General features: G+C 55.6%; 21 protein-coding genes. 13 read left to right on the forward strand and 8 right to left on the reverse strand.

Annotation, left to right across the window (positions count from 1 at the left end; all coding sequences use genetic code 11):
- Positions 1–31: 31 nt before the first annotated feature.
- From ACOTZB_RS07905 to ACOTZB_RS07945, 9 genes are all read left to right on the forward strand, one after another.
- The gene (locus ACOTZB_RS07905; RefSeq protein ID WP_014169308.1) at positions 32–508 is read left to right on the forward strand and encodes a YbjN domain-containing protein; all 477 of its coding nucleotides are present in this window, start codon (positions 32–34) and stop codon (positions 506–508) included.
- A 351-nt stretch (positions 509–859) separates the two neighbouring features.
- On the forward strand, positions 860–1,972 hold the full coding sequence (potF, locus tag ACOTZB_RS07910; protein WP_421626840.1) for a spermidine/putrescine ABC transporter substrate-binding protein PotF: 1,113 nt from the start codon (positions 860–862) through the stop codon (positions 1,970–1,972).
- 97 nt (positions 1,973–2,069) lie between these two features.
- Complete coding sequence (potG, locus tag ACOTZB_RS07915) at positions 2,070–3,203, forward strand: putrescine ABC transporter ATP-binding subunit PotG (RefSeq protein ID WP_024907855.1); 1,134 nt, start codon at positions 2,070–2,072, stop codon at positions 3,201–3,203.
- 9 nt (positions 3,204–3,212) lie between these two features.
- Positions 3,213–4,166: a putrescine ABC transporter permease PotH gene (gene potH, locus ACOTZB_RS07920; RefSeq protein WP_023335064.1), complete on the forward strand. Its 954-nt coding sequence runs from the start codon at positions 3,213–3,215 to the stop codon at positions 4,164–4,166.
- Complete coding sequence (gene potI / locus ACOTZB_RS07925; RefSeq protein ID WP_047653159.1) at positions 4,163–5,008, forward strand: putrescine ABC transporter permease PotI; 846 nt, start codon at positions 4,163–4,165, stop codon at positions 5,006–5,008. Before potH ends, potI begins: the two co-directional genes overlap by 4 nt.
- A gap of 65 nt (positions 5,009–5,073) precedes the next feature.
- Complete coding sequence (locus ACOTZB_RS07930; protein ID WP_024907853.1) at positions 5,074–5,547, forward strand: YbjO family protein; 474 nt, start codon at positions 5,074–5,076, stop codon at positions 5,545–5,547.
- A 40-nt stretch (positions 5,548–5,587) separates the two neighbouring features.
- Positions 5,588–6,715 carry a 23S rRNA (uracil(747)-C(5))-methyltransferase RlmC gene (rlmC, locus tag ACOTZB_RS07935; RefSeq protein ID WP_421626841.1) on the forward strand — a complete coding sequence of 376 codons (1,128 nt, stop codon included), beginning with the start codon at positions 5,588–5,590 and terminating at the stop codon, positions 6,713–6,715.
- A gap of 72 nt (positions 6,716–6,787) precedes the next feature.
- Positions 6,788–7,495 carry a response regulator transcription factor gene (locus tag ACOTZB_RS07940; RefSeq protein ID WP_033145045.1) on the forward strand — a complete coding sequence of 236 codons (708 nt, stop codon included), beginning with the start codon at positions 6,788–6,790 and terminating at the stop codon, positions 7,493–7,495.
- Positions 7,479–8,948, forward strand: coding sequence for a sensor histidine kinase (locus ACOTZB_RS07945; RefSeq protein ID WP_257829431.1), 1,470 nt, complete (start codon positions 7,479–7,481; stop codon positions 8,946–8,948). The genes ACOTZB_RS07940 and ACOTZB_RS07945 overlap by 17 nt, the downstream gene beginning before the upstream one ends.
- Before the next feature lie 66 nt (positions 8,949–9,014).
- On the opposite strand, the gene artJ is transcribed toward ACOTZB_RS07945, so the two are convergent.
- The 6 genes from artJ to ACOTZB_RS07975 form a co-directional block, all read right to left on the reverse strand.
- Positions 9,015–9,746 carry an arginine ABC transporter substrate-binding protein ArtJ gene (gene artJ, locus ACOTZB_RS07950; RefSeq protein ID WP_021240923.1) on the reverse strand — a complete coding sequence of 244 codons (732 nt, stop codon included), beginning with the start codon at positions 9,744–9,746 and terminating at the stop codon, positions 9,015–9,017.
- A 173-nt stretch (positions 9,747–9,919) separates the two neighbouring features.
- On the reverse strand, positions 9,920–10,588 hold the full coding sequence (gene artM / locus ACOTZB_RS07955; RefSeq protein ID WP_023310940.1) for an arginine ABC transporter permease ArtM: 669 nt from the start codon (positions 10,586–10,588) through the stop codon (positions 9,920–9,922).
- Complete coding sequence (gene artQ / locus ACOTZB_RS07960; RefSeq protein WP_023310941.1) at positions 10,588–11,304, reverse strand: arginine ABC transporter permease ArtQ; 717 nt, start codon at positions 11,302–11,304, stop codon at positions 10,588–10,590. The genes artM and artQ overlap by 1 nt, the downstream gene beginning before the upstream one ends.
- A 6-nt stretch (positions 11,305–11,310) precedes the next feature.
- Positions 11,311–12,042, reverse strand: a complete 732-nt coding sequence (gene artI, locus ACOTZB_RS07965; RefSeq protein WP_033145049.1) for an arginine ABC transporter substrate-binding protein ArtI — start codon at positions 12,040–12,042, stop codon at positions 11,311–11,313.
- A gap of 19 nt (positions 12,043–12,061) precedes the next feature.
- Positions 12,062–12,790 (reverse strand): arginine ABC transporter ATP-binding protein ArtP, encoded by a 729-nt coding sequence (artP, locus tag ACOTZB_RS07970; protein WP_047061479.1) that lies wholly within the window; start codon positions 12,788–12,790, stop codon positions 12,062–12,064.
- Positions 12,791–13,016: 226 nt separating this feature from the next.
- Positions 13,017–13,535: a lipoprotein gene (locus ACOTZB_RS07975; protein ID WP_047653153.1), complete on the reverse strand. Its 519-nt coding sequence runs from the start codon at positions 13,533–13,535 to the stop codon at positions 13,017–13,019.
- A 97-nt stretch (positions 13,536–13,632) separates the two neighbouring features.
- On the opposite strand from ACOTZB_RS07975, the gene ACOTZB_RS07980 reads away from it, so the two are divergent.
- From ACOTZB_RS07980 to ACOTZB_RS07990, 3 genes are all read left to right on the forward strand, one after another.
- Positions 13,633–13,956, forward strand: coding sequence for a heavy metal-binding domain-containing protein (locus ACOTZB_RS07980; protein WP_023310944.1), 324 nt, complete (start codon positions 13,633–13,635; stop codon positions 13,954–13,956).
- Positions 13,953–14,783 (forward strand): N-acetylmuramoyl-L-alanine amidase, encoded by an 831-nt coding sequence (locus ACOTZB_RS07985; RefSeq protein ID WP_421626842.1) that lies wholly within the window; start codon positions 13,953–13,955, stop codon positions 14,781–14,783. The genes ACOTZB_RS07980 and ACOTZB_RS07985 overlap by 4 nt, the downstream gene beginning before the upstream one ends.
- Positions 14,784–15,043: 260 nt before the next feature.
- The gene (locus ACOTZB_RS07990) at positions 15,044–15,667 is read left to right on the forward strand and encodes a helix-turn-helix domain-containing protein (protein ID WP_058842134.1); all 624 of its coding nucleotides are present in this window, start codon (positions 15,044–15,046) and stop codon (positions 15,665–15,667) included.
- Between the two features lie 16 nt (positions 15,668–15,683).
- On the opposite strand, the gene ACOTZB_RS07995 is transcribed toward ACOTZB_RS07990, so the two are convergent.
- A complete protein-coding gene (locus tag ACOTZB_RS07995; RefSeq protein WP_421626843.1) occupies positions 15,684–16,298 on the reverse strand; it encodes a hypothetical protein in 615 nt (204 codons plus the stop codon).
- A complete protein-coding gene (locus tag ACOTZB_RS08000) occupies positions 16,298–17,872 on the reverse strand; it encodes a peptidoglycan-binding protein (protein ID WP_421626844.1) in 1,575 nt (524 codons plus the stop codon). Before ACOTZB_RS08000 ends, ACOTZB_RS07995 begins: the two co-directional genes overlap by 1 nt.
- A 300-nt stretch (positions 17,873–18,172) precedes the next feature.
- Here ACOTZB_RS08000 and gspC point away from each other — a divergent pair, with 300 nt between their 5' ends.
- Positions 18,173–18,904, forward strand: a complete 732-nt coding sequence (gene gspC / locus ACOTZB_RS08005; protein WP_133550404.1) for a type II secretion system protein GspC — start codon at positions 18,173–18,175, stop codon at positions 18,902–18,904.
- Positions 18,905–18,913: the final 9 nt, after the last annotated feature.

The raw sequence follows: 18,913 nt of genomic DNA on the forward strand, positions 1-18,913 counted from the left end.
GCAAAGTTTTTATTTAAGAGGCTGCACAGCGATGGATTTACAGGTCGTACCTACACTGGATACGTTACGTCAATGGCTTGATGATGCCGGAATTACGTTCTTCGAATGCGATTCCTGCCAGGCGCTGCATCTGCCTCATATGCAGAATTTCGACGGCATTTTCGATGCCAAAATCGATCTCATTAACGACGTGATCCTTTTCTCCGCGCTGGCAGAAGTGAAGCCCTCCGCGCTGCTGGCGCTGGCTTCCGACCTGTCGGCAATCAATGCCAGTTCTTTGACGGTGAAGGCATTTCTCGACATACAGGATGATAATCTGCCAAAACTGGTCGTTTGCCAGTCTTTATTCTCCGGGGCAGGGCTGTCGTTCAAGCAGTTCTCCTGGTTTATGCGCTTGAGCGAAGAGCAAATTTCCATGGTTATGATGGAAGCCAATGCACACCATCTGCTGTATAGCGCGGAAGATGATGCAGAGAATAATGATGCATCTCCCAATTTTCTTCACTAAGCCTGTCTGACTTTTGCGCAGTCGCTGCCATAGCGGCTGCAGAAGGCCATTTTTTCTGCTGCTTTTAACCTTTCTTTAAAGAATTTTTCACCTCCCTGAAGGCCGTTTCGGCTTATCACGTAGACATAACCTGCATAAAAAATTGATAAAAGGCGTTTTTTCGTCTGGGCTATAGCCGGAGACACGGGCTACAGTTATTCTTGCGATGCTTAAAAAAGCGAGCGGAAGCTGCCGGGTAAAGAGGTTTCTTTTTATTTCGAGCAGAGCGACAAACTATGCATGATTATTGCATATCTTCAGATTGCACAGTTTTAGTTCGTTTGTTAACGAGCTTTCAGAAGGAATAACACTATGATCGCCTTGAATAAAAAATGGTTATCGGGTCTGGTTGCGGGTGCTCTGATGGCCGTCTCTGCCGGCACGCTCGCTGCGGAACAAAAAACGCTGCACGTTTACAACTGGTCTGACTATATTGCGCCGGACACGGTGGCAAATTTTGAAAAAGAGACCGGCATTAAAGTGGTCTACGACGTGTTCGATTCCAACGAAGTGCTGGAAGGAAAGCTGATGGCGGGCAGCACCGGGTTTGACCTCGTGGTGCCTTCCGCAAGCTTCCTCGAGCGCCAGCTGACGGCAGGCGTCTTCCAGCCGCTGGACAAGAGCAAGTTACCGAACTGGAAAAACCTCGATCCGGAAGTGCTGAAGCTGGTGGCGAAGCATGACCCGGACAACAAATACGCCATGCCTTACCTGTGGGCGACCACCGGTATCGGCTACAACGTGGATAAAGTCAAAGCGGCGCTGGGCCCGGACGTCAAGCTGGACAGCTGGGAAGTGGTGCTGAAGCCGGAAAACCTTGAGAAGCTGAAAAGCTGCGGTGTCTCCTTCCTGGATGCGCCGGAAGAGATTTTCGCCACCGTGCTGAACTACCTGGGCAAAGACCCGAACAGCAGTAAAGCCGATGATTACACCGGCCCGGCGACCGATCTGCTGCTGAAGCTGCGTCCAAACATTCGTTACTTCCACTCGTCCCAGTACATCAACGACCTGGCGAACGGCGACATCTGCGTCGCGATCGGCTGGGCAGGGGACGTGTGGCAGGCGGCTAACCGCGCGAAAGAGGCGAAAAACGGCGTGAACGTCTCTTACTTCATTCCGAAAGAGGGGGCGCTGGCCTTCTTCGACGTCTTCGCGATGCCGGCTGATGCGAAAAACAAAGACGAAGCCTATCAGTTCCTCAACTACCTGATGCGTCCTGAGGTTATCGCCCACATCAGCGACCACGTTTACTACGCGAACGGTAACAAGGCCTCCGTGCCGCTGGTGAGCGAAGAGATCCGCAATAACCCGGCTATCTATCCGCCAGCGGATGTGTTCGCCAAGCTCTTCACCCTGAAAGTCCAGGATCCAAAAATTGACCGCGTGCGTACCCGCGCGTGGACCAAGGTGAAAAGCGGTAAATAACCCGTTGTTGTAGGCCGGGGAAGCGAAGCGCCCCGGCAACAGGCGCACCGTTCTGGTGCGCCTGCACCATGTTTTGATTTCTGCCGGAGAACACCCCGTGAATGACGCGATCCCCCGCCCGCAGGCGAAAGTCCGTAAAGCGCTGACCCCGCTTCTTGAAATTCGTAACCTCACCAAATCTTTCGATGGCCAGCATGCCGTGGACGACGTCAGCCTGACTATCTATAAAGGCGAAATTTTTGCCCTTCTGGGGGCTTCTGGCTGCGGTAAATCGACCCTGCTGCGTATGCTGGCCGGTTTTGAACAGCCCACCGCCGGGCAAATCATGCTCGATGGCGTGGATCTCTCCAGCGTGCCGCCGTATCAGCGCCCGATTAACATGATGTTCCAGTCCTACGCTCTGTTCCCGCACATGACGGTGGAGCAGAACATCGCCTTTGGCCTGAAGCAGGACAAGCTGCCGAAGGCCGAAATTACCGCGCGCGTGGCCGAAATGCTGAGCCTGGTGCACATGCAGGAGTTTGCGAAGCGCAAACCGCACCAGCTCTCCGGCGGCCAGCGCCAGCGCGTGGCCCTGGCCCGCAGTCTGGCAAAACGCCCGAAACTGCTGCTGCTCGACGAACCGATGGGCGCGCTGGATAAAAAGCTGCGCGACCGTATGCAGCTCGAAGTGGTGGATATCCTCGAGCGCGTGGGGGTGACCTGCGTGATGGTCACCCACGACCAGGAAGAGGCGATGACCATGGCCGGACGTATCGCGATCATGAACCGCGGGAAGTTCGTGCAGATTGGCGAGCCGGAAGAGATTTATGAGCATCCGACCACCCGCTACAGCGCGGAGTTCATCGGCTCGGTCAACGTCTTCGAAGGGCTGCTGAAAGATCGTCAGGAAGATGGCCTGGTCATCGAATCGCCGGGGCTGCAGCATCCGCTTAAGGTCGATCCGGATAACTCGGTGGTGGACAACGTGCCGGTCTACGTCGCGCTGCGTCCGGAGAAGATCATGCTCTGTGAGGATCCGCCTGCCGATGGCTATAACTTTGCCGTCGGCGAAGTGGTGCACATTGCCTATCTTGGCGATCTGTCCATCTATCACGTGCGCCTGAAAAGCGGGCAGATGCTCAGCGCGCAGCTACAGAACGAACATCGCTATCGCAAGGGGCAGCCGACCTGGGGTGACGAAGTGCGCCTGTGCTGGGATGCTGACAGCTGCGTCGTGCTGACGGTATAAGGAGCGATCATGAGCACACTTGAACCTCCAGCACGCGCAGAAAAGCCGGGCGCCTTTGCCGGTTTTCTGACGCGCATGCAGATGAAACACGGCCGCAAGCTGGTGATCGCCATGCCGTACGTGTGGCTGATCCTGCTGTTCCTGCTGCCGTTTCTGATTGTTTTCAAGATAAGCCTGGCGGAGATGGCGCGGGCGATCCCGCCCTATACCAACCTGCTGGACTGGGCCGACGGGCAGCTTACGCTGACGCTTAATCTCGGCAACTTCCTGCAGCTCACCGACGACCCGCTCTATTTCGAAGCCTATCTGCAGTCGCTGCAGGTGGCGGCGATCTCGACGCTCTGCTGTCTGGTGATGGGCTACCCGCTGGCGTGGGCGGTGGCGCACAGCAAGCCGTCGACGCGCAACATCCTGCTGCTGCTGGTGATCCTGCCGTCGTGGACCTCGTTCCTGATCCGCGTTTACGCCTGGATGGGGATCCTGAAAAACAACGGCGTGCTGAATAACTTTCTCATGTGGCTCGGGGTTATCGATCAGCCGCTGACGATCCTGCACACCAACCTCGCGGTCTATATCGGTATTGTGTACGCCTACCTGCCGTTTATGGTGCTGCCGATCTATACGGCCCTGACGCGCATTGATTATTCGCTGGTGGAAGCGTCGCTCGATCTCGGCGCGCGTCCGCTGAAGACCTTCTTCAGCGTGATCGTCCCGCTGACCAAAGGCGGCATTATCGCCGGGTCAATGCTGGTCTTTATCCCGGCGGTAGGTGAGTTCGTGATCCCGGAGCTGCTCGGCGGCCCGGACAGCATCATGATTGGCCGCGTGCTGTGGCAGGAGTTCTTCAATAACCGCGACTGGCCGGTGGCCTCTGCGGTGGCGATTGTCATGTTGCTGCTGCTGATCGTGCCGATCATGTGGTTCCACAAGCATCAGCAGAAACAGATGGGAGATCACGGATGAACAACTTACCGGTAGTGCGCTCCCCGTGGCGAATAGCGATCCTGGTTATTGGCTTTACCTTCCTGTATGCGCCGATGCTGATGCTGGTGATCTACTCCTTCAACAGTTCTAAGCTGGTAACGGTCTGGGCGGGCTGGTCGACGCGCTGGTACAGCGAGCTGTTCCACGATGATGCGATGATGAGCGCGGTGGGGCTGAGCCTGACCATTGCGGCGCTGGCGGCGACCATGGCGTCCGTGCTGGGGACGATCGCCGCGCTGGTGATGGTGCGTTTCGGCCGTTTTCGCGGTTCGAATGGATTTGCCTTTATGATCACCGCCCCGCTGGTGATGCCGGACGTGATCACCGGTCTGTCGCTGCTGCTGCTGTTCGTAGCCCTGGCGCACGCCATCGGCTGGCCGGCGGATCGCGGCATGCTCACCATCTGGCTGGCGCACGTCACCTTCTGTACCGCGTACGTGGCGGTGGTGATCTCCTCGCGCCTGCGCGAGCTGGATCGCTCCATTGAAGAGGCGGCGATGGATCTTGGCGCGACGCCGCTGAAGGTTTTTTTCATCATTACCCTGCCGATGATTATGCCGGCGGTGATCTCCGGCTGGCTGCTGGCGTTCACGCTCTCCCTTGACGATCTGGTTATCGCCAGCTTTGTCTCCGGACCGGGCGCGACGACGCTGCCGATGCTGGTCTTCTCCAGCGTGCGCATGGGGGTCAACCCGGAGATCAACGCCCTGGCCTCTATCATCCTCGGCGTGGTCGGAATTGTCGGATTTATCGCCTGGTATTTGATGGCGCGCGCGGAAAAACAGCGCGTGCGCGATATCCAGCGTGCAAGACGCGGCTGAAGGATTTAAAATTTCCAGTGATGTGCCGCGCATGACGCGGCACTGTTTTTCAGGGAAGTAAAACATTGGGATTATTAAAAAAATCACGTATTACGCACGCGCGTCCTAACGTACCTGCACTGGTTCAGGTGGCGGCGCTCGCCATTATTATGATCCGCTGCCTGGACGTGCTGATGATTCTGAACACACTGGGCGTGCGCGGCATCGGTGAATTCATTCACCGCAGCGTGCAGACGTGGAATCTGACGCTGGTCTTTTTGAGCAGCCTGGTGCTGGTGTTTATCGAGATCTACTGCGCGTTTTCGCTGGTCAAAGGGCGCAACTGGGCGCGCTGGGTCTATCTGCTGACGCAAATTACCGCCGCCAGCTATCTGTGGGCCGCCTCGCTGGGATACGGCTACCCGGAGCTGTTCAGCATTGCCGGGGAATCCAAGCGCGAGATCCTGCGCGCGCTGTTTATGCAAAAACTGCCGGACATGCTGGTTCTGTTCCTGCTGTTTGTTCCCGCCTCCAGTCGGCGGTTCTTCCGCCTGCAATAATGTGTATAATCGCAGCCCTCGTGATTCTTAAGGTTTTCATATGCAGTGCGCACTCTATGACGCCGGACGCTGCCGCTCCTGTCAGTGGATAGAACAGCCGGTCTCTCAACAACTCACCGCCAAAATGGCCGACCTGCAACAGCTGCTGGCAGCACACGCGGTGGGCGAGTGGTGCGCACCCGTCAGCGGCCCGGATCAGGGCTTTCGTAATAAAGCCAAAATGGTGGTCAGCGGCAGCGTTGAAAAGCCGCTGCTGGGGATGCTGCACCGCGACGGCACGCCGGAAGATTTAACCGACTGCCCGCTGTATCCCGCCTCGTTTGAACCCGTCTTTGCCGCGCTGAAACCGTTTATCGCGCGGGCAGGGTTAACGCCTTACAGCGTGGCCCGCAGGCGCGGCGAGCTGAAATACCTTCTGCTGACGGAAAGCCAGATTGACGGCGGCATGATGCTGCGCTTCGTGCTGCGCTCCGAAGCCAAGCTGGAGCAGCTGCGCGCGGCGCTGCCGTGGCTGCAGGAACAGCTGCCGCAGCTGAAGGTCATTACCGCAAATATTCAGCCGGTGCATATGGCGATCATGGAAGGGGAGAAAGAGATTTTCTTCACCGACCAGCACGCGCTGGCCGAAAACTTCAACGGCGTGCCGCTGTGGATCCGCCCGCAAAGCTTCTTCCAGACTAACCCGACCGTGGCAATCAGCCTGTACGCCACCGCCCGCGACTGGGTGCGTGCGTTAAACATCCAGCATATGTGGGATCTGTTCTGCGGCGTGGGCGGCTTTGGCCTGCACTGCGCGACGCCAGAAATGCAGCTCACCGGCATTGAGATCTCTGCCGAAGCGATTGCCTGCGCGAAACAGTCCGCCGCCGGGCTGGGGTTAACGAATCTGCACTTCAAGGCGCTCGACTCCACGCAGTTCGCGACCGGCCAGGGAAACGTGCCGGAGCTGGTGCTGGTCAACCCGCCGCGTCGCGGCATCGGCAAGGCGCTGTGCGACTATCTGAGCCAGATGGCGCCCGAGTACATCGTCTATTCCAGCTGTAACGCCCAGACCATGGCGAAAGACATTGCCAGCCTGCCGGGCTACCGCATTGAACGCGTTCAGCTTTTCGATATGTTCCCGCATACCGCCCATTACGAAGTATTGACGCTGCTCGTGAAGTCTTAAACAAAATGTGAACTCTTCATTCCTGCGAAATCAGGTAAGCTTACGTCATAAGAGATGAATAAAGGCTTACCCATGAAGCAGATCCTGCTGGTGGAAGACGACCACGATATCGCGGCGCTTCTGCGACTCAATTTAGAAGACGAAGGCTACGCCATCACCCACGAGCCCGACGGAGGCAAGGCCTTACTGCGTCTTGAAAAACAGCCGTGGGATGCGGTGATCCTCGACCTGATGCTGCCCAGCGTTGACGGTCTGGAGATTTGCCGCCGTATCCGTCAGATGACGCGCTACCTGCCGGTGATCATCATCAGCGCCCGCAGCAGCGAAACCGACCGCATCACAGGGCTGGAAACCGGCGCCGATGATTATCTGGCTAAGCCGTTTTCGGTGCAGGAACTCATTGCGCGCATCAAAGCGCTGTTCCGCCGCCAGCAGGCGATGGGGCAGGCGCAAACCGACGGTCAAATTCAGGCCCACGGTCTGACCATCGATCCGCTGGCGCGCAGCGTGCTGCTTCACGGCCAGGTGGTGGATCTCACCCCGCGTGAATTCGAGCTGCTGTACTTTTTTGCCCGTCATCCCGGCGAGGTGTTTTCCCGTCTGGCGCTGCTGGAGCAGGTCTGGGGCTACCAGCACGAAGGCTACGAGCACACCGTCAATACCCATATCAACCGCCTGCGCATCAAGATTGAGAAGGACGCCGCCGAGCCGGAGATTATTCGCACCGTCTGGGGCAAGGGTTATAAATTTGCGGAGCCAAATCATGATGCGCCGCTTTAGCCTGAGCCAGCGCCTGACGCTGCTGTTCATCCTGCTGATGATGCTCTGCGCCACCGTCGCCTGCGCGGTACAGCTCTACAGCAGTACGCAGTACGGTAACGCGATGGTGCAGCGGCTGTCGGGCGGGCTGGCGCAGCAGATTGTTCAGCGGGAACCGATTCTGGACGGGCAGGGCAGGGTCGACCGAACGGCACTCAAGCCGCTGTTCGATCGGCTGATGACCTTTAATCCGAGCGTTGAGCTGTACGTCGTCTCCCCGGACGGCGATATCCTCGCCGATGCCGCACCGCCGGGCCATATTCAGCGGCAAAAAATCGACCTGGCGCCGGTGCAGAGCTTCCTGAGCGGCGCGCCCATGCCGGTATTGGGCGACGATCCTCGCAGTCAAAATAAAAAGGTCTTTAGCGCCACGCCGCTGCGGCAGGACGGCGAGTTAAAAGGCTACCTGTACATCATTTTACAAGGCGAGGAGTCCAACACCCTGGCGGAAATGGCCTGGCACAAGGCGCTGTGGAGCACGGTGCTGTGGTCAATGCTGTGGGTCGCGCTGTTTGGCCTGCTGGCAGGTTTACTGGTCTGGTACTGGGTCACGCGCCCGGTAAAACAGCTGACGGTCGAAGTCGCCGGGCTGGAGCAGGACAGCATCAGTGCTATCAGGCAGCTGGCGGCACAGCCGTCGGACGCGGCGGCAAAGGATGAAGTGGCGATCCTGCGCAACAGTTTTATCGAGCTGGCGCGCAAAATCACCCGCCAGTGGGACCAGCTGGCCGACAGCGATCGCCAGCGCCGGGAATTTATCGCCAATATCTCGCACGACTTACGCACGCCGCTGACCTCGCTGCTGGGCTATCTGGAAACCCTGTCGCTGAAGTCCGCCACGCTGACGCCGCAGGAGCACCAGCAGTATCTCACCACCGCGCTGCGTCAGGGGCAAAAAGTCCGTCATCTTTCGCAGCAGCTGTTCGAGCTGGCGCGCCTTGAGCACGGCGGCATTAAGCCGCAGCGCGAGCGTTTCGCGATGGGGGAGCTGATTTCCGACGTGGCGCAGAAGTTTGAGCTCACCGCCCGCACGCGCGAGGTGAATCTGCATATTGACGTGCCGGGACCGCTGCCGCTGATTAACGCCGACGTGTCGATGATCGAACGCGTGGTGACCAACCTGCTCGATAACGCGATGCGCCATACGCCATCTGGCGGGGAAATTCGTCTGGCGGTCTGGCAGGAGAATGAACGGCTTCAGGTTGAAGTGGCTGACAGCGGAACGGGCGTGGATGCCGCGCTGCGCGACGATCTGTTCCAGCGGCCATCGGCGTTGAATACCCAGGCATCGCGGGAGAATCGCGGCGGGCTGGGGCTGTTAATCGTGAAACGTATGCTGGAGCTGCACGGCGGCGGGATCAGGCTGATGGAGTCGGTGAGCGGGGCGCGGTTCAGGTTCTTTGTGCCGTTGTGAGAAATTGCCGGGTGGCTAGGCCTACAGACTACCACCCCCGTAGGCCGAGCCACCCGGCAAAAAATCTTACTGCGGGAACCACTGCTCGCTGATTTTCTGATACGTCCCGTCCGCTTTAATCGCCTTCAGCGCACCGTTCAGTTTTTCCAGCAGGGCTTTGTTATCCGGACGTACCGCGATGCCGAGGCCCGTGCCGAAGTACTGCGGATCGGTCACTTTTTCCGTTGCGGTGCCCAGCTGAGGGTTGGTTTTCAGCCACTCGTTCACCACCGCGGTATCGCCGAACACGCCGTCGATGCGGCCATTTTTCAGGTCGATAATCGCGTTCTGGTAGCTGTCATAGGCCACGGTTTTCACTTCTGGATGTTTGTCCTGAAGATATTTCTGGTGCGTGGTGCCGTTTTCCATCCCGATGCGTTTGCCTTTCAGCTGATCGAAAGAGGTATAAGCGCCTTTCTTCGCAATCACTACCGCCGAGTTGGCGTAGTACGGGTCGGTGAACGCCACCTGTTTGCTGCGCTCAGGGGTGATGTCCATCCCGGAGATCACCGCGTCGTATTTTTTGAACTTCAGCGACGGGATCAGGCTGTCGAAGGCATGGTTGGTAAAGGTGCAGTCGGCCTGCATTTGTTTGCACAGCGCTTTCGCCAGATCGATATCGAAACCGACGATCTGGTTGCTGGCATCCAGCGATTCGAACGGCGGATAGGTGGCGGACACGCCAAAATTGATTTTATCCGCAGCGGATGCCCCAGCGGCGAAGGTGGCAAGTAATGCGGCCAGAACTAACTTTTTCATTGTAATGCTCCCGTCTGTCTTATTGATGCGCCGTGTCTGCGGCCTGGATGTACAATGCCATTTAATGAATTTATATGCAATAAAAATGATTAAGTATTATTTATGTGGCAAAAAAAAGCGGATAACCCATCGGGTTACCCGCTTCATGAATTTAGTTTTATGCACTCGAGTGGTTAATTTCTGCGCTCAAACGCCAGCGCTTTACGCTCGATCAGGCGCATCATCAGCGTCAACAGGCCGTTAACCACCAGATAGACCACGCCTGCCGCACCGAACACCATCACGTCATAGGTGCGCCCGTACAGCAGCTGTCCGTGACCCATTACCTCCATCAGGGTGATGGTGTAGGCCAGAGAGGTACTCTTGAACACCAGCACCACTTCGTTGGAGTAAGAGGAGAGCGCGCGCTTAAAGGCGTATGGCAGCAGGATCGCCAGCGTGTCTTTCTTGCTCATGCCCAGCGCTCCGCAGGACTGCCATTGTCCTTCCGGAATGGCGCGGATCGCCCCGTAGAACAGCTGGGTGGTATAGGCCGCACTGTTCAGCGAAAGGGCAATCAGGGCACACAGCCACGGTTCAGAAAGCAGATGCCAGATAACCGGATACTCCTGCAGCGACGGAAACTGGCCCGGGCCGTAGTAAATCAGGAAGATCTGCACCAGCAGCGGCGTACCGGTAAACAGGGTGATGTAGCCGCGCACAATCCACACCAGCACCGGCGTTTTCAGCGTCAGGATGATGGTGAAGATGAGCGCCAGGATCAGCGCCACGATAATGGACGCCACGGTCAGCGTCAGGCTGGTGTGCAGCCCTTTCATCAACTCGGGGAAATATTCAAGCATCAGCCTGGTCTCCGTTCAAAGCGCGTCGCACGCAGGTCAATACGCTTGAGGATGTACTGACTAAGCAACGTGATCACCAGGTAGATAGCCGCCGCCACAATGTACCAGGTAAAGGGCTCCTGGGTACGGGTGGCGATGCTTTTGGTTTGCAGCATCAAATCGTTAACGCTGATCAGGCTCACCAGCGCGGTATCTTTCAGCAGCACCAGCCACTGGTTGCCGAGGCCCGGCAGGGCATGGCGCCACATCTGCGGCATGACCAGACGGAAGAAGATGGCTGATTTCGACAGGCCTAACGCCTGGCCGGACTCCCACTGCCCCTGCGGAACGGCCTTCAGCGCACCGCGCAGGGTTTGCGACGCGTACGCGGAGTAGAGCAGGGAGAGGGCAATCACGCCGCACAGGAACGGGCTGACGTCGAAGTTTTCAATCTGCATCTGCACCGGGATCTGCGCAAAGCCAAGATTGATCGTGAAGCCGTCAGACAGCGTGAGCAGCAGCTGTGAGGAACCGAAATAGATAAACAGGACCACCAGAATTTCCGGAAGCCCACGCAGCACGGTGACCAGCGCGGAGCCTGTCCAGGCGACGGGGAACCATTTCGCGGATTCCCACACCGCAAAGAACATCGCCAGCACGAGGCCGATAATCAGTGCGCAAACGGCAAGGCCGACGGTCATCCCGGCGGCGCTTGCTAAAGGAAAAATTTCATTCATCAGGTATTACTTCTGGAACCATTTTTTGTAGATGGTTTCGTAGGTGCCGTCTTTCTTCACTTTTTCCAGCGCAGCGTTGAATTTCTGCTGCAGCTCAGTGTTGCCCTGACGAACGGCAATCCCCAGACCGGTACCGAAGTAATCCTTATCGGTCACTTTGTCGCCCACTGGCGCCAGCTTGTCGTTGGCTTTCAGCCATTCGGTCACGACAGCGGTATCGCCAAATACGCCGTCGATACGGCCATTTTGCAGATCCAGCTTCGCGTTCTGGTAGCTGTCGTACGGAACGGTGGTGATTTCCGGATGTTTATCCATGATGAATTTCTGGTGCGTGGTGCCGTTCTGCACGCCGACTTTTTTGCCTTTCAGCTGATCGACAGAGGTGAATTTACCTTTTTGACCAATGAACAGGGCGGAGTTGTCGTAGTAAGGCGTAGAGAACAGAACCTGCTTTTCACGCTCCGGGGTGATGTCCATACCGGCCATCACGGCGTCGATACGGCGGAACTTCAGGCTTGGGATCAGGCTGTCGAACGCCTGGTTGCTGAAGGTACAGGTCGCGTCGATCTCTTTACACAGGGCGTTAGCCAGGTCCACGTCGAAGCCAACAATTTTGTTGTTCGCATCAATGGACTCAAACGGAGGGTAAGACGCTTCCGTGGCGAAACGAATGGTCTGGGCTGCGGTAGCGGAAAGGGTAACGCCAGCAAGCAGCACGGCAAGTAATACTTTTTTCATTATATTTCCCCTGACACAATCAATGAGATAAATAGTTTTTGAAGGCATCGGTTTGCGGGTTCGCGAAGCAGCTCGCATCACCTTGCTCAACGATATACCCGTTTTCCATGTAGACCACACGGCTGGCGGTTTTACGCGCCACTTCCACTTCGTGGGTAACGATAACCTGCGTAATATTGGTTTCCGCCAGCTCGCGAATGATGCTGACGATCTGGGCGGTGATTTCTGGGTCCAGCGCCGCGGTCGGTTCATCAAACAGCAGTACCGCAGGCTCCATCATCAGCGCGCGGGCAATGGCTACGCGCTGCTGCTGACCACCGGAAAGGTGCAGCGGAAAGCGGTCGCTGTATGGCTTAAGACGCAGACGATCCAGCAGCTTTTCGGCGCGCGCGATCGCCTGATCCTTGCTTAACCCCAGCACGCGGCACGGCGCTTCAATCAGGTTTTGCAGGACGGTCAGATGCGGCCAGAGATTGTATTGCTGGAAGACCATGCCGACGTTTTGACGCAGTTCGCGAATCGCTTTATCAGACGGCGTTTTTGCGAAGTCAAAATGGTTACCGGCAATCGCCAGCGTACCTGAACGGGGCATTTCAAGCAGATTAAGGACGCGCAGAAGGGAGCTTTTGCCTGCACCGCTTGGGCCAAGCAAAACCAGCGTTTCGCCTTCCGGGCAGTTCAGCGTGATGTCAAACAGCGCCTGGTGTGCGCCGTAGAAGCAGTTAATGCCGTTTAGTTTAATACTCATCGGGGCAGTCTTTACTCATCCAGGCAATCTATAGCAATTGAGGCCGCAGATAGTACCGTTGACAGAATAGTTATGCAATATTTCTGCGTTAAAAGTTAAATATAACCCGTGTTTCCTCTTAAACATAGCACAAAATAGCGAACGGTAAGGTCGGTGAGTATAAATGTCGGCATTCCGCATGAAATGCCGCACATTTTACGGGGGTTACCGGGTTGTATCGGCGGGTTTAGCGATTCTCAATCGACTGGCGAAGCGTGCCTGCCGGGGCATGAACGCTGCCGCCAACGTAGCGCACGTCGTCAACCGCCCAGCACTGTCCTTCACGGATCATCAGCACTTCATCCTGCCAGGTTTGGGTTCCCTGCGTCAGCTTCACGCGCAGCGGAATATTGCGGGCATCCGTGTTCGGTATGGTTGACGCGCTGGCTACTTCAGCACTGTCCGGCAGCGTGGCGCGGCTGGAGAACGGGTCGGATTTCAGCAGGGCGTTATGCTGCGGATCGCGGGTGGCGTCGTTAAGCAGTTTTGCCAGTCCATCGCTCAGATACGGGCGCAGGCCGGTGAGATCGTTGCTGCGGTGCTGAATGCGATAATCATAGAACTGCTGCGCCACGGCGTCCGGGCCGCCCTCAATGCAGGGGCCGCTGCGGGTACCGATATCCTTAAAGGCTGGCGTGACCGTGGTGGTACAGGCGCTGAGCACCAGCGCGCAGGGCACGAAAAGTGTTAAAGCAGAATAGCGCATGTTGATTTCCTTATTTATTAACTATCCTTTCAATCATAGCGTAACGAACCGATAATGCTGTGCCTAAGGCATTGAACGCTAAAGAAGGAGAGAAACCATGCAGTTTTCTACAACGCCAACCCTGGAAGGGCAGACAATAACCGAGTATTGCGGCGTGGTCACCGGTGAAGCGATTCTCGGCGCCAATATCTTCCGTGACTTTTTTGCCGGTATCCGCGATATCGTGGGCGGCCGCTCGGGTGCATACGAAAAAGAGCTGCGCAAAGCGCGTGAAATCGCCTTTAAAGAGCTCGGCGAGCAGGCGGAAGCCCTCGGTGCGGACGCGGTCGTGGGGATTGACATCGACTACGAAACGGTCGGGAAAGATGCCAGCATGCTGATGGTGAGCGTAAGCGGTACGGCGGTGAAAACCCTCCGATGAGGCGTTCGCTTGCCACGCTCCTGCTGGCGCTGCTGCTGGCAGGATGCGTCACGGAAAAAGGGATTATCGACAAAGGTGCCTACGAGCTGGACACGCGCCATCAGGCGCAGGCGGCTTACCCGCGCATCAAGGTGCTGGTGATCCACTACACCGCGGATGACTTTGACAGCTCGCTGGCCACGCTGACGGATAAGAACGTCAGCTCTCACTATTTGATCCCGGCTAAACCCCCGGCACCGGACGGTAAGCCGCGCATCTGGCAGCTGGTGCCCGAAAGCGAACTGGCCTGGCATGCGGGCATCAGCTTCTGGCGCGGCACCAACCGGATTAACGATACGTCTGTCGGCATTGAGCTTGAGAACCGTGGCTGGCAAAAAACGTCGGGCGTTAAGCATTTTACGCCGTTTGAGCCGGCGCAAATTGCGGCGCTGGTGCCGCTCGCAAAAGACATTATTGCCCGCTACAACATCAGACCTGAAAATGTGGTGGCCCATTCGGACATCGCCCCGCAGCGTAAAGACGATCCCGGCCCGCTGTTCCCGTGGCAGGCGCTGGCCATGCAGGGTATCGGCGCGTGGCCCGACCCGGCTCGGGTGGCATTTTACCTGAACGGTAAGCCGCGCGATGAGCTCGTGGAGCAAAAGGTACTGCTCGATCTGCTGGCGCGCTACGGCTATGAGGTGACCGATAACATGACGAACGCGCAGCAGAAGCGCGTGATCGTCGCGTTTCAGATGCATTTTCGCCCGGCGCGCTGGGACGGCGTGGCCGATCGCGAAACGCTGGCTATCGCGGAGGCGCTTTTAGAGCGCTACGGGCAGGGGTAATCCTTCGGGTTACCCGACTCCACTTTTTCACGGTCTTCTTTTGGACTGCTTTTTTAATCACATTCACGGTGTAAATGTTTTATAGTTTCCTCAGTCGAAATTACTCGCAAACGTGGTTGACAATATATCAGCACGACAAATAAGAAATACGGATGTTCTAAGGTCTTAGCTTTACTTTACATTTGTTAAATGGACTACGCATTTATGCGCTGTGATTGCACACGTTCACCTTTTTCAATTTAATATTAATAGGTATAACAATGTTAAGTATCTACAGTAAAAATAGCCGTCCACAAGCAGAACTTGACGCCCTTATCGCGGCAACTGAAGGTTTTGAAGAAAGAACCTTACGCAAATGGCAGCGTATCAGTACCGATAACAACGAAGATATTCATTTTATCGTGAGCGGTGAAGTTGAATTCCGCCGCGAGTCGGATGAACTGTGTATGTTCACCTTACAGAATAAATGTATTTTTGGTCTTTCCTCTATTTATTACAACTCAACGCATATGTACGGCCTGGTTCGTGCCAATACCGTGGTGCGCACCATTAAAAAAGATGATTTTGTCCGTCTGATAAGCGAAAAAAACCTGTGGGAAGCCTTGAGTAAAGTCCTCTCCTGGTACGTTTGCCTGCTCAGCAAGCGTGACGAAGTGCTGGTGGCCCGCAGCGCGTACTCGATTGTTCGCGAGTTCTTGCTGGAAATTAACGAACTGATTGTGCACCATCAGCGCGATATCAATATTTATGACTATATTCAGGAATATACCAGCTTGGCCCGCAGTACCATTATTAAAATCCTCGCCGACCTGAAAAAAGGTAATTATATTCAGGTTGAGAAAGGTCGTCTTATGTATTTGTCAGCATTGCCGGAGAAGTATTAATCGCTTTATCTCCTTTTTAACTGAAAGGAGGGCTATGTTTCAGTAAATTATTTGCCTGCGTTCCTGACGTGGTTTCATCCACGGGAGGCGCGGGCATTTTCCCCTGCGAATAATCTTTTTCCTGTTCTTTTAACGCCTTCATCAATAATGCCTTGATCGCCCCGTCATCAACTGTCTGACCGGTATTATCCTGTTCGGGGATGGCAGAATTCTTCACTTCTGTTCCTGGCAATATATCCCGGGAAATATCATGCGGCATTTCACCGTCGGGCGCCTGCTGCCAGTCGGCATCGCCGCTATCAATGGGCATCTCATGCAGCGGCGGCATCTCTTTTGTCACCGGTTCTTGCTTTGGTTCAGGCTGCGGGAACGGTTTACTGACATAGACATAATGCATATCCGATAGCGTCGTTTCTGGCTTAACGGCGCTTGCTTTTACTGGCTCAGGTACCGGATGGCGCAGATCCCAGTAGAGATGAGCGTAGAGTCCCGCTGCGATCGTCATTACTATTCCCACCACCCAGAGCAGGGTGGCGCAGACCACTTTTTTCAGCGAGGGGCGCCGGTAGGAAAACCAGACCGGTGCGTTCAGGGTATAGCTGCGCTGGGCAGCCAGAGTAATCGTCGACATTATGAATGTTTCTCCTGCGCGATGGGGGTCGCAGATATATTCGCGGACTGAATAAGTACGCTTGGCGTAGTCCGGGTTTCACGCATTAACTGCATCAATGTATCTTCACCCGCAATCCCGTCCACATGCAGATGCATTTTCTGCTGAAACTCGCGGGTACGCTGCATCAGTTCGGCCGTCCACACCTTTGTGTGGGTTTCGGGTAGATTCAGCGCCAGACTAAGCTGCCGATCCATCCAGCCCAGATCTTTGGCGCTGCTTTCGGCGCTCACGGCATCTTTCCCCTGCGGTGTAAGGCGGTGCAACTGGGTGTAATTGCCCGTAGCATGCTGGTTAAACCAGCTCCGGCTTACCTGCCAGGTGCGATTATTCATCAGCAGATCCAGCGATTTATCATCTACTCTGGCCACCACGGCATAATTCAGGTGATCGCCGGTTTTGATCTCGCCGATCCACGGGTAACCCTCTTTCGCCAGTTCTTCAACCGGCGCGCTGCCTTCCTTACACATCAGGTTGACCTGCCCGGCGTTCTGGCAGAGCGCCTCTTCCATCGTGGCGTCATAACCCCACATGGTATAGAGCTGATGCATCGCATCGGGCTTATTCACCACTTCATTATCAATAACCGGCACCGCTGGGGCGTCGGTTTTTGGCGCCTGCGGTTTCCAGCTGGCCATTACGGGCAGCTCTACCGGCAGTCTGGCGGTAATGGTGGGCATCAATGTCCAGCCGCAGGCGGCAAACAGTACGGAGGCAAAAAGGCCCATAACGGCCAGGCGTTTGCCCTTCGGTTTCGCCGGCAGAACTTCTCCGGCGGCGAGGCGCAGATGGCGCGGCGATACCTGCGCTGAACGCTCGGTCCAGGCGGCTAGCATCGCAAGGTGCGCCAGCTCGTTGAGTTTGCCTGTCTGTCCTTTGGTCAGAACATGCATCCTGCGCATGCGGGCCCGGGTGAACGGCGTCGCGTCGCTGCCATGCGCTTCACACTGGGCCTGAACATAGCTCAGGGACTCGCGGCAGGTGAGGGGCCGGAGCGTGTGATGCGTATGAAGAGATTCACGCAACCCGGACTGCAGGAGGGCGGCTTCCTGGTCGGCCGATCCCATCAGCACAACCGACAGAGGCACATCCAGCTCCTGCGCGCGGGTTAACAGCATGGACAGTGCGTCATGGCAATTCGCTTTCATCGACTGAATATGCGAAATGATCAGCACTTTACGCGTGGTTTTGCGGGACAACATCTCGTCCTGCCACTGGAGCAGCACAGCATCAATCGCCTGGATCCGGGTTTTGCTCTCATTGGTGGTGGTGTTGAGTTTATAGAGCAGGCCGCTGGCGCTGAGTTTCGGGAAGGCGTTAATGGCGAGCAGCGTGCCGTCATGCTTTTTCAGCGCATCGCAAAACTGCGAGGCAAGATAGCTGTCGTCGCTAAAGAGCGCGGTGACGCCTGTTGTCTGGCACTTCTCTTTCAGCAAACCGAACACATCCTGATGATACGGAACAAAAAAATCACCTGGCATCCGGGTGATAGCCCGGAAAGGCTGGGTAGCGAAATTAAAATGGCGCATATACATAGCGTATTACCGTCTCTTTTATTCATAACAAGGAGCCGGAAAAGTAAAGGATACAGGCGGAAGGGGCAATTTGAATGGAGGGTAAAAATACTCGGTCTGCGCTTCTATCATAGGTTTATTTAGCGATCAATCTTTTTCTAAATTATTGTTAGCGGAAGTGTTAATGGGCGGTAGCGAGGAAACACATTAGCATTTGCACCACTCACTCATACAGCCCTGTGCTGTGAATTACTGACTGGCAGAAAGGCTCGTTAAAAAATGCGGATGTCATTTGTTGCTCAATTGATTATGCCCTGCGTCATGTTTGTGCTGCTTATTTTCTGCGGCCAGCAAGGGTATATGGTTTATAAAGATTATAAGAAAGTGACGAACAGGTTATCTGATTCAAAAAAGAATATGCAAAAAAAAAGTCACGATGAAAACCAGTTTGTACTTTTTTCGCCGGCGGTGATGCCAGCGAAACAGCCAGCGGCGGTGAAAAAGCCGCTCAGTGCGGAAATAGAAGGTATTCTCAGCAGCGATGAAGCCTGGCTGTCCTTTGCGGTGATAAAAACCCCCGCCGGACAAAAGAGCTATCGCGAGGGCGAAATGCTCGCCGGTTTTGACAATGCCTATATTGCCGAAATTCATCCTGATAATGTGGTGGTGAATTATGAAGGCGCGCCGCAGGTTATTTCACTTAAAAAACCAGACTATTTCAAAGGCGGCGTTGACAGTGCCCCGGTAACCAAATCGAAGAAAGATGCAGGGTTAGATAATCTGCATCTGGATGATTATCTGGTGTTAAAACCAATAATCGAAAAAGGCCAGCTGGAAGGCTACAACATTAATCCACGCAATGCGTCGCCTTTCTACAGCCATGCCGGCCTGGAAAAAGGTGATGTGGTGGTAAAAGTTGACGATGTGGATATGACTAAAGAGGCGCAGGCAAAAGAGCTCGTTGCCCGCTGGTCAAAAATGAAAGAGGCGGATGTCGTTATTCGGCGTCACGCTCACCTTGAAAATATTCGGGTCAATGTTCTAAACAATTAATAAGTGTAC

Origin of the sequence: Enterobacter cloacae complex sp. SHL020, from assembly GCF_049236945.1 — a bacterium.
Lineage (GTDB): Bacteria > Pseudomonadota > Gammaproteobacteria > Enterobacterales > Enterobacteriaceae > Enterobacter > Enterobacter dykesii.

Bases quoted from the DNA above. Each gene is read 5' to 3' on its own strand.
- ACOTZB_RS07905 (WP_014169308.1), top strand. From the start codon at position 32: ATGGATTTACAGGTCGTACCTACACTGGATACGTTACGTCAATGGCTT.
- potF (WP_421626840.1), top strand. From the start codon at position 860: ATGATCGCCTTGAATAAAAAATGGTTATCGGGTCTGGTTGCGGGTGCT.
- potH (WP_023335064.1), top strand. From the start codon at position 3,213: ATGAGCACACTTGAACCTCCAGCACGCGCAGAAAAGCCGGGCGCCTTT.
- potI (WP_047653159.1), top strand. From the start codon at position 4,163: ATGAACAACTTACCGGTAGTGCGCTCCCCGTGGCGAATAGCGATCCTG.
- rlmC (WP_421626841.1), top strand. From the start codon at position 5,588: ATGCAGTGCGCACTCTATGACGCCGGACGCTGCCGCTCCTGTCAGTGG.
- ACOTZB_RS07940 (WP_033145045.1), top strand. From the start codon at position 6,788: ATGAAGCAGATCCTGCTGGTGGAAGACGACCACGATATCGCGGCGCTT.
- ACOTZB_RS07945 (WP_257829431.1), top strand. From the start codon at position 7,479: ATGATGCGCCGCTTTAGCCTGAGCCAGCGCCTGACGCTGCTGTTCATC.
- artJ (WP_021240923.1), bottom strand. From the start codon at position 9,746: ATGAAAAAGTTAGTTCTGGCCGCATTACTTGCCACCTTCGCCGCTGGG.
- artM (WP_023310940.1), bottom strand. From the start codon at position 10,588: ATGCTTGAATATTTCCCCGAGTTGATGAAAGGGCTGCACACCAGCCTG.
- artQ (WP_023310941.1), bottom strand. From the start codon at position 11,304: ATGAATGAAATTTTTCCTTTAGCAAGCGCCGCCGGGATGACCGTCGGC.
- artI (WP_033145049.1), bottom strand. From the start codon at position 12,042: ATGAAAAAAGTATTACTTGCCGTGCTGCTTGCTGGCGTTACCCTTTCC.
- artP (WP_047061479.1), bottom strand. From the start codon at position 12,790: ATGAGTATTAAACTAAACGGCATTAACTGCTTCTACGGCGCACACCAG.
- ACOTZB_RS07975 (WP_047653153.1), bottom strand. From the start codon at position 13,535: ATGCGCTATTCTGCTTTAACACTTTTCGTGCCCTGCGCGCTGGTGCTC.
- ACOTZB_RS07980 (WP_023310944.1), top strand. From the start codon at position 13,633: ATGCAGTTTTCTACAACGCCAACCCTGGAAGGGCAGACAATAACCGAG.
- ACOTZB_RS07985 (WP_421626842.1), top strand. From the start codon at position 13,953: ATGAGGCGTTCGCTTGCCACGCTCCTGCTGGCGCTGCTGCTGGCAGGA.
- ACOTZB_RS07990 (WP_058842134.1), top strand. From the start codon at position 15,044: ATGTTAAGTATCTACAGTAAAAATAGCCGTCCACAAGCAGAACTTGAC.
- ACOTZB_RS07995 (WP_421626843.1), bottom strand. From the start codon at position 16,298: ATGTCGACGATTACTCTGGCTGCCCAGCGCAGCTATACCCTGAACGCA.
- ACOTZB_RS08000 (WP_421626844.1), bottom strand. From the start codon at position 17,872: ATGTATATGCGCCATTTTAATTTCGCTACCCAGCCTTTCCGGGCTATC.
- gspC (WP_133550404.1), top strand. From the start codon at position 18,173: ATGTTTGTGCTGCTTATTTTCTGCGGCCAGCAAGGGTATATGGTTTAT.